Source organism: Exiguobacterium sp. QJM3NY_9 (assembly GCF_056173545.1).
Genome location: NZ_CM149679.1, coordinates 1,633,712 through 1,646,030, shown reverse-complemented (window position 1 = coordinate 1,646,030; position 12,319 = coordinate 1,633,712). Strand labels below are relative to the sequence as shown.

General features: G+C 49.8%; 15 protein-coding genes. 8 read left to right on the top strand and 7 right to left on the bottom strand.

What is annotated here, in order from left to right; all coding sequences use genetic code 11:
* Window positions 1-56: 56 nt before the first annotated feature.
* Window positions 57-383 (top strand): SMI1/KNR4 family protein, encoded by a 327-nt coding sequence (locus tag AC0VYQ_RS08570; protein ID WP_157898485.1) that lies wholly within the window; start codon window positions 57-59, stop codon window positions 381-383.
* Between the two features lie 93 nt (window positions 384-476).
* On the opposite strand, the gene AC0VYQ_RS08565 is transcribed toward AC0VYQ_RS08570, so the two are convergent.
* Window positions 477-1,229, bottom strand: coding sequence for an SDR family oxidoreductase (locus AC0VYQ_RS08565; RefSeq protein WP_475403410.1), 753 nt, complete (start codon window positions 1,227-1,229; stop codon window positions 477-479).
* A gap of 126 nt (window positions 1,230-1,355) precedes the next feature.
* On the opposite strand from AC0VYQ_RS08565, the gene AC0VYQ_RS08560 reads away from it, so the two are divergent.
* Window positions 1,356-2,066, top strand: a complete 711-nt coding sequence (locus tag AC0VYQ_RS08560) for a tubby C-terminal domain-like protein (protein ID WP_475403409.1) — start codon at window positions 1,356-1,358, stop codon at window positions 2,064-2,066.
* Window positions 2,067-2,320: 254 nt separating this feature from the next.
* Here AC0VYQ_RS08560 and AC0VYQ_RS08555 read toward each other — a convergent pair whose 3' ends face one another.
* Both AC0VYQ_RS08555 and AC0VYQ_RS08550 read right to left on the bottom strand, forming a co-directional pair.
* On the bottom strand, window positions 2,321-3,058 hold the full coding sequence (locus tag AC0VYQ_RS08555) for an SAM-dependent methyltransferase (protein ID WP_475403408.1): 738 nt from the start codon (window positions 3,056-3,058) through the stop codon (window positions 2,321-2,323).
* Window positions 3,059-3,237: 179 nt separating this feature from the next.
* Complete coding sequence (locus AC0VYQ_RS08550; protein WP_215115354.1) at window positions 3,238-3,858, bottom strand: serine/threonine protein kinase; 621 nt, start codon at window positions 3,856-3,858, stop codon at window positions 3,238-3,240.
* A 154-nt stretch (window positions 3,859-4,012) separates the two neighbouring features.
* On the opposite strand from AC0VYQ_RS08550, the gene AC0VYQ_RS08545 reads away from it, so the two are divergent.
* The 5 genes from AC0VYQ_RS08545 (at window position 4,013) to AC0VYQ_RS08525 (ending at window position 8,253) form a co-directional block, all read left to right on the top strand.
* The gene (locus tag AC0VYQ_RS08545) at window positions 4,013-5,491 is read left to right on the top strand and encodes a carboxypeptidase M32 (RefSeq protein WP_475403407.1); all 1,479 of its coding nucleotides are present in this window, start codon (window positions 4,013-4,015) and stop codon (window positions 5,489-5,491) included.
* Window positions 5,491-6,216, top strand: coding sequence for a glycerophosphodiester phosphodiesterase (locus AC0VYQ_RS08540; RefSeq protein ID WP_251133038.1), 726 nt, complete (start codon window positions 5,491-5,493; stop codon window positions 6,214-6,216). Before AC0VYQ_RS08545 ends, AC0VYQ_RS08540 begins: the two co-directional genes overlap by 1 nt.
* Window positions 6,217-6,228: 12 nt before the next feature.
* A complete protein-coding gene (locus tag AC0VYQ_RS08535; RefSeq protein ID WP_088837203.1) occupies window positions 6,229-6,705 on the top strand; it encodes a hypothetical protein in 477 nt (158 codons plus the stop codon).
* Window positions 6,695-7,261: a guanylate kinase gene (locus tag AC0VYQ_RS08530; protein WP_475403406.1), complete on the top strand. Its 567-nt coding sequence runs from the start codon at window positions 6,695-6,697 to the stop codon at window positions 7,259-7,261. Before AC0VYQ_RS08535 ends, AC0VYQ_RS08530 begins: the two co-directional genes overlap by 11 nt.
* A gap of 77 nt (window positions 7,262-7,338) precedes the next feature.
* Window positions 7,339-8,253 (top strand): aminoglycoside phosphotransferase family protein, encoded by a 915-nt coding sequence (locus AC0VYQ_RS08525; RefSeq protein WP_475403405.1) that lies wholly within the window; start codon window positions 7,339-7,341, stop codon window positions 8,251-8,253.
* 118 nt (window positions 8,254-8,371) lie between these two features.
* On the opposite strand, the gene AC0VYQ_RS08520 is transcribed toward AC0VYQ_RS08525, so the two are convergent.
* The 4 genes from AC0VYQ_RS08520 to AC0VYQ_RS08505 form a co-directional block, all read right to left on the bottom strand.
* On the bottom strand, window positions 8,372-8,701 hold the full coding sequence (locus tag AC0VYQ_RS08520; protein ID WP_475403404.1) for a hypothetical protein: 330 nt from the start codon (window positions 8,699-8,701) through the stop codon (window positions 8,372-8,374).
* 66 nt (window positions 8,702-8,767) lie between these two features.
* Window positions 8,768-9,259, bottom strand: coding sequence for a tetratricopeptide repeat protein (locus AC0VYQ_RS08515; protein ID WP_475403403.1), 492 nt, complete (start codon window positions 9,257-9,259; stop codon window positions 8,768-8,770).
* A gap of 68 nt (window positions 9,260-9,327) precedes the next feature.
* Window positions 9,328-9,771, bottom strand: a complete 444-nt coding sequence (locus AC0VYQ_RS08510) for a MarR family winged helix-turn-helix transcriptional regulator (RefSeq protein ID WP_475403402.1) — start codon at window positions 9,769-9,771, stop codon at window positions 9,328-9,330.
* 67 nt (window positions 9,772-9,838) lie between these two features.
* Window positions 9,839-10,927, bottom strand: a complete 1,089-nt coding sequence (locus tag AC0VYQ_RS08505) for a GTP pyrophosphokinase (protein WP_235195154.1) — start codon at window positions 10,925-10,927, stop codon at window positions 9,839-9,841.
* Between the two features lie 130 nt (window positions 10,928-11,057).
* On the opposite strand from AC0VYQ_RS08505, the gene AC0VYQ_RS08500 reads away from it, so the two are divergent.
* Window positions 11,058-12,194, top strand: a complete 1,137-nt coding sequence (locus AC0VYQ_RS08500; protein WP_475403401.1) for a Six-bladed beta-propeller, TolB-like protein — start codon at window positions 11,058-11,060, stop codon at window positions 12,192-12,194.
* The last annotated feature ends 125 nt before the right edge of the window (window positions 12,195-12,319 follow it).

Sequence of the window (12,319 nt, the reverse complement as noted above, 5' to 3'; positions counted from 1 at the left end):
AGCATCAAACTGAAGATGAAACAGCGACGTGCTACTAAAAGGGATGTGAAGAAGAAGTGATGACGATTGAACAAGTAATGGCGATGTTACCGGTTGAGGAAGAAGAAATACGATTGACAGATGTCGATGGATTGCCACGTTATGCATGTGTTCATCCGGTTGATCTGTTTGAGGAATCACAAGCGATTTTTCGGAGTATCATTGAAGTCGAACACCATCAAGCGGATCGATTAAAATCATGGTACATCATCGGATACGAAGACATGGATGGGGACCTGTTATGTGTGGATCTCGTAACGAGTGAAGTGATGGTCGTCGGTCATGAAACACTGGAACGCGAAGAAGTCGTCGCTCCGTCCTTGACTCAATTTTTGCAAGGATGACGTCTGATTCGTATGCAACATAAGAAAACGAAAAAGGTCACCGGACATCATCGTCCAGTGACCTTTTCGTTCGCCGACTAACGGATTATGCCATTATTGACGGATGAAGCCACCTTCCGAATGCAGGATTTGCCCGGTGATCCAGGCACCTTCGTCACTGACGAGAAATGAAATCAGGCGGGCGACGTCGTTTGGTGCCCCGATGCGGCCAAAGGGAAATTTCGGTAGCAGGGCGGAGCGGATCTCATCCGTCATCCAAGTCGAGTCGGTCGGACCGGGGTTGACGGCGTTGACCGTCACGCCGAACGGGGCAACTTCCTGGGCGAACGTCTGCGTAAAAGCAGAAATCGCACCTTTCGTCGCGACATAAGCAAGTTCACCCGGCATCGGTCCGCGTTCCTGGCCGGATGTCATGTTGATGATCCGTCCTGAAAGTAACGGTGACGCTTGCAGCTGGCGGGCGAACTCGACCGATAACAGTAACGTCGAGCGGATATTGACCGCATAATGAGTGTCGAGCGCTGCGGCGTCGAGCGACAAATAGTCGGTCTGCGTCGAGTGAGCGGCGTTGTTGATTAAAATCGACGGTTGGCCGAGCGTCTCAACGACGGTTTGATGGACAGTTGCCGCCGCCGCCGGATTGGCTAAGTCAATCCGGAATCCTCTTGCCCGGACACCGAATGTTGCTAACTCCGCTTCAAATGATGGGATCCAGTCGGCTTCCGCTTGCCAGGCGGTGAAAAAAATCTCGATGCCTCGTGCGGCAAGCGTCCGACAGATCGCTGCCCCGATATCCCGTTCGTGACTGGCACCGGTCACGAGTGCGATTTGTCGTAGTTCAATCATGTTGCATCTCCTCCTCGAACTCCATTGTTTAACATATTTTAACTCATTTAGATAATCCTTACTATCGTTATCGTGCTAGTGTACACTAAAATCATCAAGAGCGTGCTATAGATAAAGGAGACAAGAATGACGATGGGTGAAATGCTGTTATTGTATGGGTTATTGACGATTGGGATGGTCATCCGCTTCCTCTTAACCGGCATGTTCAGTTGGCTGGAACTTGGTTTAATTTCGTTGTTGCTGCTTGCAGCACTTGGTGGCGCGCTTCTGGATTACTGGCAAATCAAACGCGACATGCGGTACGGGGGACGCGCGAACACGGTAGCGACACGGTGCGTCGAACGGACGACACGACGACCGAAATACGTGCTGGAAGGTGCACAGCAAATCGGGTCCTATCGACGGAGCTATCCAAAAGGATGGCAGTTTTTATTCGTTCAGCTCTCGGCAAAACTGCGGGGGTGGTTCTTGAATCTGAACTTCAGTTTTTCGGACCGTACTGTTTCTTACGTCGAACAACGGAGTTCTCTCCTAGCGCGGAATCAAGAGTGGCTCGTCTACGAAAACGGTGAAGTCGTCGGAACGGTCCGGACCGACGCGTCGCTGAAACGGATGAGTACGTTTAAAGAAGTCATGCTCCTGTCCTATCAAGACGTCGAGTACGAAGTCACGTCCTCGACGTTATCTTCGAAGATAGAAGTGCGGCGGGGGGCTGAGGTGATTGCGACGAGTAAAGCGAACTTGCGGTCCGACGTAACGTTTAAAGTCAAGGAGCAGCAAGATCGGTCCCTGATTTTGTCGGTGCTCGTATTGTTCCATTATCATTTTCAATCGTAAGTAAAGGCACAAAAAAGTGTTCATGAAGCACATGATCATTCATTGGTGTATGATTTAGAAACACTTCAGTGAAAGACGGGAGGCGCCAAGATGGATAAAACAGATGGCTGGATCATCGTCAGCGTATTGGTCGGATTGTATTTCGGTTTATTCGCTAAACCGAAACGCGTGAGCGGAAAAAAAGCAAAGTGACAAAAAACCATGGAGGTCGTCCTCCATGGTTTTTTGTCAGGTGCACATCAGGGCTCACGTTGCTACGTTCTTTTTATATAGCAGAGGTCCATTATCGTGCTTTTTTGAAACACTGCCGTCCACAGTCCAGTACGACCGAAAGTCGTCGCGGACGCCGGCATCATCAGCATCGGTCTGATTTCAATCACGTCGAAGTCAGCGAAAACCAACCGTAACTTCTCTTCCGTGAATCCTAAGCCACCGTTTAAGCTGCGTGTCCGGTACACTTCCCAGTCGGAGATGTCGGATCCGCCGAGCTCACCGCCTTCGATAAAACAAGTCAGGGCGAAATGTCCGCCATCCTTTAAGGAATCGGTGACGAGCGTAAGATAATCGCGTCGGCGGTGTGGGGCGATATGATGGAAGCAACCGGAATCGTATACGATGTCATACGCCTCTTTAGCAAGGGGGAAATCAAAGATGTTCCGTTCGATGAAGTCGACGTCGAGCTGCTCCTCCTGCGCCCGTTCGCGTGCCCAGTCAAGCGACTCGCGCGACAAATCGACGGCGGTCACGGTACATCCCTGCCTTGCAAAATACAGCGCGTTGCGTCCCGGCCCGCAACCGAGTTCCAAAACGTGACCCGGCGCGAAGAGGCCGCGCTCAAAATACCGGACGAGATTTTCGTCCGGTTTATTGACGAAAAAAGGAATCCGTTTGTCCCGGTCGGCGTAAAAGCCGTTCCAGAATGCTGTCGGTTCACGCAGTAAATCGTCAAGCATGTCAAGTAAATCCGCGTGCGTTTGAATCATTTCTTTCATCTGTCGACCTACTTTCAAACAGGGTATGAATTGCTTTTCATCTATCTTAATTATACCAAAAAATGTATAACGAAAACGGATGGATTTCCTGTTTCAGTAGTCGAGTTATGAAGTGAATCAGGAAAAACGCTACCGTATCTCATCGTTCATAAGATACGTTACCGCTTCATCTATCTGCGTCACCCGGTATTACGGTGTGACTCGAACATCCGCCGTTTATAAATGTCCGCCACCGTATTCAAAAAGGACTCGGGCAGCTTTTTCGGAAAATACGATTTGCTATAAAAGTAATCGTATGCCCGTTTTAAGTCGTCCCACTGCGAACACGGTGCTGTCTGACGGAACCGTGCGACATCGATGATCCGTGTCCCGTCGTTCGTCAGCATGATGTTGCGCAAATGGATGTCGGACGGATTCAAGCCGACCGATCGTGCTTCCGCCAAGGCGTAATCGACAACACGGATGACGTCACGTGAAATCATTGTCCCGCTGACGAGACAGTCGAACAACGTCTGTCCTTCGATGTATTCGATGACGAGATAATCCGTCCCGTAGGCGTATTGTTTGGCGTACGTCGGAAAGGGGGCCAACTGTTCATAAATCGACCCTTCGAGTGCAGCGAGATGACGATGGCTCGGGAAAAACTTTTTGATGACGCGGTCCGTTCCTTGAATCCGAAACACGAACGCACTCCGTCCTGTGCCGATCCATTCTAATTCGTTTGGTTGATTAATAATCGTATACGTTTGTCCGTCCGATCCGATGTCGATAGCAGACGCCAGTTCTTGATCTGTTTTCACGTATGCCCCATCCTTTCTTTGATAGCTTGATTATACAATTTATACGTTCAAATGACCACAAAGGTTTCAAAGGGTATTCCTGTATGAATGTTTTGAACATTTTGTGATATGCTAAAAAACGTATACCACTACATACTTCAAGGGGGATTTTAGAATGAATACATTACAACAATGGCGCGACCACTTTGACGCACTCGGTGCCTATGAGGAAGCAGTCGCTTTACTCTACTGGGACATGCGGACATACATGCCGGAACAATCGGCAGCGAACCGTTCGAAATCACTCGGTTTCTTATCGACGGAAAGTTTCCGTCGCCGGACAGGCACACAGTATCAGTCGCTGTTAGAAGCGATGGGGCAAGAATCGTTGACGGGACTCGATGCGATTTCGTACGAAAAGGCGAAACAGGCATTTGACCGGGACTCAAAAATTCCGGAAGCGGAATATCAAGCCTTTGTGACATTGATTTCGGAAGCGGAAAGTGTTTGGGAAAAAGCGAAGGATGCGAATGACTGGGCGATATTCGAACCATTCTTAGAAAAAATCGTCGCGACAGAGCGGAAATTCGTCGAGTACTGGGGATACGAAAATCACCCGTACGATGCATTGCTCCATGACTATGAGCCAGGAATGACGGTCGCTCAGCTCGATCCATTGTTCGCGGAGCTCCGTCAAGCAATCATCACGTTGCTCGCCGATCTTGATGGAAAAACATTCCCGAAACTCGATTGGTCAGCAGACCGGGAGACACAAATTAAGCTCAATCACGAGTGGCTGAATGATATCGGTTATGATTTTACAGCAGGTCGCTTGGACGAGACGGTCCACCCGTTCCAAACGACAATCAACCGCAAAGATGCCCGTGTCACGACAAAATATGATGAAGCGGATTACCGGAACTCTGTTTTCGGGACGATGCACGAAGCCGGTCACGCGACGTACGAACAGGGTATCGATCCGGAACTCGACTCGCTTGGTCTTGGTGAAGGGGCGTCGATGGGGATTCATGAATCACAATCGTTATTCTTTGAGAACTTCATCGGACGCAACCGTGGTTTCCTCGAAGCACGTTATACAGGGTTGCAAGCTGCGATTCCTTCATTGACGGACGTTCCATTCGAAACATTTTATGCTGCCGTTAACGAAGTCAAACCATCGTTGATCCGGATCGAGGCGGACGAACTGACATACGCGATGCATATCATCATCCGCTACGAACTTGAAAAACGTCTCATCACGGGTGAACTCGAAGTCAAGGCACTGCCAGAGGAATGGAACCGCCTCTACAAAGAATACCTTGGAGTCGATGTCCCATCGAACGCACAAGGTGTCTTACAAGACGTTCACTGGTCAGGTGGTTCGTTCGGTTACTTCCCGAGCTATGCGCTCGGACTCGTCTACAGTGCCCAGTTGAACGAAGCGATGCGTCGGGATGTTAAAGACATCGACGAACTGATTGCAAGCGGTTCGTTTACACCGATCAAAAATTGGTTAAAGGAAAATATCCATCAACACGGAAAAGCGAAGACGCCGGCCGAATTGATTGAAGCAGCGACCGGACAATCGATTACGGTCCAACCGTTGATTGATTACTTGACGAAGAAATATACACGCGTCGTCGAAACGCTGTGATGCAATGGTTTGCCCACCGCGGCGCAAGTGACGCGTTTCCGGAAAATACGCTCGAGGCGTTCAAAGCAGCTTTACCGGACGTCGATGGCATCGAATTCGATGTCCATTTCTCAAAAGACGGCGTCGGAATCGTCATCCATGACGAGACCGTCGACCGGACGACGGACGGAACAGGGCGCGTCGTTGATCTTACGCTTGCAGAACTCAAACAATTGAATGCGGGAGCGCGCTTTAAAGGTACGGGACCGCAGCGTGCGATGATTCCGACACTTGACGAAGTCTTAGAGCTCGTGGCGCCAACGCAAATCGTCCTCAACATCGAACTGAAGACGGATACGATCCGTTATGAAGGTCTCGAGGCCTACGTCGTCGAACGGTGCCGTGCCCATCAGCTTGCACCAGATCGATTAATCTTCAGTTCCTTCAATCATTACTCGATTGATACGATTCGTCAGCTTGATCCGTCGCTCGAGACAGCACTGCTCTATCCGTATCCCTTGTTTCACCCGGAGCAACAAGCGAAGCAGCTCGGGGCGAAGGGCATTCATCCGGATTATCGTCGCGTGACGGCAGAAGACGTCGCACTGGCTCACGCAGCAGGAATTTCCGTCCGTGTCTATACTCCGAAATCGGCAGAGGATGTCAGACGGATGGAGGCAATCGGCATTGATGCCGTCATCGTCAATGATCCAAAAGGATTCAAAGCGCGCCTGTCGATCGACTAAGGAGGAAGCGTCATGCGGAAGGGGTATGTGTTGACAATCATAGCTTCACTGATTGCGCTTGGCATCGGTCTCGAGATTGGTTTTCAAAAAATACCACAACCGCAACCGAAACAAGTTGCACAGTCAGCGACACGACCGGATGACTTCCAAGCAGGACTTCAAGACGCAAAAACCGAATTAGAGACCGTACAACGTTTTTCTTTAAAGAGTACGATTGAACATGACCTGAAAAGCGAGACGTGGATTTATGCGACACCGACACCGGAACGTATTGCCGTCGACTGGTACTACGTCGCAAGCTATCCGGAACAACGTGTCCAGATGACCCGAAATGACGTCGCGCGCATCATTGAATACGATCGGTATCTCGTCGTCATCCGTTCGATTTACGGGGTCGTCGACGATAGCGAACTCGAACAATTCGCGCTGCGTGTTTCGGGGTATTTCATGACTAGGCAACAACAAAAGGAGGATGACGATGTCAGGTAAAATCATTCTATTGATTGGTGGATCGGGCAGCGGGAAGTCGTCCTTAATCAAACGATTACGACACGAGTATGAACATGTCCGGTTCATTCCCTCCGTGACGACACGACCGAAACGCCCGACCGAACAAGACGGGGAAAGTTATCATTTCGTCGACGTGAAAACGTTCCAACAATTGATTCAAGAGACGGGGTTCATCGAGTACGCCCATGTCCACCGGGCGTGGTACGGAACACCCCGACAAGCGTATGAGGACGTCCTGACGACGAACGGAATCGTCATCAAAGACATCGATCCGAAAGGTGCGGCAGCATTCAAGGAATTGTTCGAAGACCGTGTCATCACGATTTTCGTGTCCGTTCCACCTGATCTGATGAAAGAACGTCTGTTGATGCGCGGGGATACACCGGAGTTCGAGGCACGGCTCATCGATTACTCGGAAGCTTGGAGAGACCGGGACCACTATGACTATATGATTGAAAACATTGATTTTGAACAGGCCTACGCGGAGTTACTCGGGATCATCTCGGAGTATATCCCAGGACAGCCATCATCGTAAAAAAGCAGGGAGGCACATGCTTCCCTGCTTTTTACTTTGTCTAATCTCAGGACTAGCCATGCAAGGGAGGAAACAGGATGGACCGGGAAGAGATCAAACAAAACATCGGCTGGTTAAGGAGTGCGACACGCATCGAGCCATTGACGATTGGTTATTCGTCTTACCCGAAATTCTACGTCATCAACGGGCAAAGGGAGTACGTGTTACAGCTCATGGATGGAACACGGTTCGCTTGGCAACGGGAGTTGGCGGAAAACGTCCAAACGATGAGTGCAGACGGACTGCCGGTCGTGCCTTTTGTTGAGGTGGGACGGCTCTCAGCACATTCAGCTTACAGCATCAGACCGTATTTTAGGGGAAACGATGCAAGGACGGAGCTCGCGACGGCAGACGAGGCGACAGCGTACAAGCTAGGTATCGAGGCGGGACGGGTACTGGCAGCGTTCCACGGATATGTTGCACCTGCTTCGGTCGCACCTTGGGCAGAGCGGTGCCAAGCAAAACATGAGCGGTACGTCACCGGCTACAGGAGGAGCGGAGTGGAGTTTGAACAGGCGGAACAAATCAATGCATGGGTCGAGCAACAGATACCGCGACTCGCCAATCGTCCGAACCGATTTCAACATGATGACTTTCATCCAGGCAACCTGATCGTCCGGGACGGATCACTTGTAGGTGTGATTGATTTTGATCAAGCGGATTATGGTGACCCGTGGCATGATTTTGTCAAACTCGGGCTTTTTACCGTCGAGACGAGTGTTCCGTTCGCACGGGGACAACTGGCAGGCTATTTTGACGGCCCGGTCCCGGAGGCGTTCTGGGACGTCTACAGCGTTTATATGGCGATGGCCCTGTTCTCATCCCTTGTCTGGACGATCCACAATCATCCGGCTGAAGTCGCTGAGATGACCAATCGCCTGGTGCGCATTCTCGCAACACACGAAAACTTTTCGCAAAGGATTCCGATCTGGTATCCGGGCGGAGCGGAGTGATAGTGAGGACAACAGTAGTTAAACCAAACAAAAAGCCGAGTGATGGATGTGACAAACAATCTACATCAGCGGCTTTTTGGATTGTTTAAAAAGATTGACGCTCTAGTCTTGAGTCATCTTACGACCCTCTCCGTACGGGGGAAAGGGTATCTCCGTCGAGCCGTGGGGGCAGGCAGACGTTGCAGTGATAGGAAGTTCCATCCGCATCGAAGTCGATATTGACCGTAAACGGCGCATTCAGGGGATAAAACTCAAGCGACTGTGTCGCGTAGGTAAAGGTCTGTCCCCGTGTGTGATGGACCAGTCTTCTGCCTGCTTGTCCATGGACGAGCACGTAGTCGTCTGTTTTTACGAGCATGTTGCCAGTCCACTCGTAATGGGGGCGGTCGGGATACTTATAGGCAATGATCGTCAGGACTGACGGTTGTGCCTCTGCTGGTCGTTTCATGAACAAGCTCCTTTCGCGCTAAAAGAGGAAGAGAAGGAATCATTGAACGGTTAAGCGGGCAGACGGTTACGTCTCGGACACGTCATGTAAATGGTCGCGGTAATAGTGGAGGGCTTGTCTGTACGCATGGACGTCGGAGTCCGGCGTCATCGTCGTGATGACGTCAAGTAACTGTTGCATCGCTTCCTCATGCTGCTTGAGATTAAACAATGTCAAGGCTAAAAACGTCTTCAATCCCGTGCTGTCGGGGAAACGTGCTAAGCCTTCCGTAAAGGTGTCATGCGCAGCAGCGTATTGTCCGAGCGCCCGGTATGTACTGCCGAGCCCGATGAAGGCGTCCGTCAAAAACCGTGTGTCGAGGCCGTTTGCGATCGCAAACTCATAATGTGGAACGGCAGCCTGCTCCTCGCCGAGGTTATCGAAGCACCAGGCCATCTGGAAATGGTAGTAAGGGTTCGTACGATCGGTTTCTAACAGCTGACGCATCATCTGTTTTGCTTGCTCGTATTGTTTCGACTGACGGAGCGCCGTCACCTGCTCTAAAGTAGCATGCGTCATCTCATCATCCTCCAATTCGGTTGCTGGTACAAAAACCCCTCCAGCTCGGTCAGCTAGAGGGGGAAATGTTAATCCTGTTGCTCGAGTTTCGTCAAGAGTGTCCGGAACGTATCAAGTTCTGTATCCGAAAACGCGGAGAAAACGTCCGAGAGATACTCCATCTTCATTGCTTCAAGTTTCCCGTACAGTTCAATCCCGTCCGGTGTTGCCCGGAGCTCGACGACACGACGGTCGAGTTCACTGCGTTCGCGTGAAATCAAGCCTTTTTTTGTCAATTCGTCAGCAAGTGCGGTAATCATACTTGCAGAGAACTGGAATTCATTCGACAGGGCGGATGCGATTTGTGGACTTTGCCCGCAAAGCGACTTCAAAATGAAGAATTCATTCCGTGTCAAATAGGTCGTGAACATGCTGCGAACATCTTTTTTGATGGCGCGGTAGTTCATGCGGAGTCCTTTTTCTGTATCGACGATCAATTGATCGCGTTGTGCTACTTCGATTGTTGTTGCCATGTTTAGCTTCACTCTTTCCATACGATAGTTTCGTTACCCGCCATTTAGTATAGTGAAAAATTTTAGTTTAATCAATATTTTTCTCTTGAATCATCTCATCATGCGACGGCTGAACTTTTGTAATGATTTCCGTGACGTTCCGAAGTTCCGGATAGAATCGACGGAAAAAGTAATCGATCCGGTGTGTGTCGTTCCCGGCAATCGTCACGGCCATGCAGATGTAGGCGATACCGATGCCTTGGCGCGGCAAAAAAGGATTCGGCATGACTTGAGCGCACTTTAAGGCAAGGGTGCTATGACTCGAGACGGCATCGATCAGTTCACCGTAATTGCGGATGTCGACGTAATGGAACATCCGGATCAACTCATTAATCAGTTGCTGGTCGGAATCGAGCATCATTTGTGACGTGACGAGTCGCTTGTCGAGCTCACTGATGACAGGGGAGTGGTCAATGAAATAGTTTAAGTTATCGGACGTGATCCGGACTTTATACGGGTCCGATAAAATCTGTTGGACGGTCTCATCCTCGAATTGTTTGAGTTGCTTTTTGATGTTGACGAATTCTTGATCGGCAATCTCAAGCAGTCCGGCGACGCGGCTGAAACTGCGCCGGACTTCTGCCGGGACGCTGTTCGGATTTTTATACCCTAAGTCATGTTCAATCTCTGCCCAGGCGTGTTGCAAAATCGAACGGATTTGAATTTCTGCCGTATGCGACTTGAAACGGCCGTATTCACTTAAGGCCAGGCGTTGCTCACTCAGGGCGGCGACGAAGTGGACAGACAAGTAGCCGAACTCCGTCGTATCGAGCAACGTCGATTTATCGACCGATTGATCGCGGTCGATCGAAAATTCATTTTCAATGATACGGGCAGCTTCCCGGACGTCGTCGTGGAAATAGGTAACGATCCGGATTCCCGTCAAATCATGGACGTCCTTGAGCGATCGGTATTTGTTCGGTTGCCGTAAGACTTTTTGGTAGAGGCTTTCCGAATCCTTCGTCCGTGAGACGATCGAATGGTATTTGATTCCGGCCGCGTCGAGCAGCTCGGATAATAGAATTTTTAGTTTATCTGCGAATGCGTCATAATCTTCCTTATCATTGACGTATTCGAGCATCATCGTATTCAAGTCTTGTGCGTGCAAGCGAATCACCTTCCTCATCGTGGTATTATCTAGCTGTATTGTATCATTCGTATTCCGTAGACGCACGAAATGACCTTGTTTCAAGCGGGACCAATCGTGGGAAAAGAACAGTAGAACATGCTTAGGAGGGGTGCACAAGATGGAAATACTAGACGCGCGTGCGTTACCAGCGGATCACTCGGACATACTTCATGTCACGCCATCTTCGATTTACTTCAGACGAAAAGTCAATGCCGAACAGTACCATATCAGCCGGTTCGACCTCGAGGATCAAGAACAAGTTGATTTGTCGCAAGACGTTTTGACGGATCACGGACCGACCCGTCCGTTCGTCAAACACCAGAAAGTCTATTGCTTGAACGAACACGACCGGGCGAACGGGGGAGCGACGGAGTTATTGACGATTGATCTCTTATCCGGGAAGACGGAACAGGTCGCGACGTTCAACGTCCCGGGTGATTTGTCACTGTACTGGGTCCTCAATGAACGCTACATGGTACTGCTCCACGTCGACCGTGTGACGTCTGCCTTTTTATATGACACGAAGACGAAGCAGCAACACTTGATCCATGATCAACGGCTGTACGGGATGACGGAAAATTACCGGGAACTGTACTTTTTCCTCGTCACACTCCAAGACGTCGATTATATCGTCTGCAACACGCGCCTCGACGAATTTTCCTTTTATGATGCCCTCGAAAGCGGCTTGATATCTCCGGAAGATCCAATTGATCACTCGGAAGGGTTATTAATCGCTTCACTTGAGACGATCGTTTCGGAAATTGAACTAGGGACAGAAGTCCTGTCCTTCAAGACACTCTTACGCCTTGACGGGGAAGGGGATACGGTGCAGTACCTCGGGGAACAAGCCGGGTTTTTGATTTTCAGTGCCTATACGGACCGTTTGAACGAAGAAGTGTTTTATCAAATCCGTGACGAAACGGACGTGACGGAGCTTGAACGGATCCGCTGGAGTGATTATGAAGCATTTGATTTTACGTATGATGACGTCGTATCGACGATCTTTATCGTCAACGACCGGTCGGAGCAACACCATGAAGTGATTAATTTACGGACGGGAGCCCGTTTTTTAGACCGGGATCCGTTCGAACGCGTCTTGCGTGATCGCTTTTATGTACATGAAACGATCGGAGAAGATGCCGAGCCGATGGTGACGATTTTTGACGCCGAGCGGTATGTTCGGCACCGGTTCGATGATGCCTATTACGTGATTGTCTCCGGCGAGTTGGTCATTTTATCCGTCAACCAACTGTAAACCGAACAAACGAAGAAAACACACTGTTAATAGAAGTGTGTTTTCTAAAATAACGACCTGTTTATTTCATTTACCGTAATCATTTATTAAATTTTTAATACAAAAAACAAACGATACCTCAAAAT